This window comes from Psychroserpens luteolus, from assembly GCF_021032705.1.
Taxonomy (GTDB): Bacteria; Bacteroidota; Bacteroidia; order Flavobacteriales; family Flavobacteriaceae; genus Psychroserpens; species Psychroserpens luteolus.
The window spans coordinates 1-415 of sequence record NZ_JAHVXI010000031.1 but is presented as its reverse complement, the minus strand read 5'-3'; the positions used below and the strand labels follow the sequence as shown (position 1 = coordinate 415).

Sequence of the window (415 nt, the reverse complement as noted above, 5' to 3'; positions counted from 1 at the left end):
CGTGGATCAGCGGGATATGCGCAAATGTCGGCAGGTCCCAACCCATGGCCGTGTAGATCATCGACTGCCGCGCGGCGTTGGCCAGATGGTCATCGCCGCGCACCACATGGGTCACGCCCATATCGTAGTCGTCGACCACCACCGCCAACATGTACACCGGCGAGCTATCTGAGCGCAGCAGAACCATGTCATCCAGCGTTTCCGCTTTCCATGTCACCTCGCCTTGCACGGCGTCCGCGATAGAAATAGCCCCGTCTTTCGGGGCCTTCAGCCGCACGACATATGGCAGGTCAGGGTGATCTGCCTCCGCCACGTCACGCCAGGGGGAGCGGAACAGGGTTGAGGTCCCGGCCTCCTTCGCCTGCTCGCGGAACGCGGCAATCTCGTCCTGCGTGGAGAAGCACTTATAGGCAGC

1 protein-coding gene is annotated in these 415 nt (G+C 62.4%); it reads right to left on the bottom strand.

What is annotated here, in order from left to right; translation table 11 throughout:
* The coding region (locus KWG70_RS17705) for a glutamate--tRNA ligase family protein (protein WP_230937372.1) at positions 1–415 on the bottom strand (415 nt) is incomplete at both ends.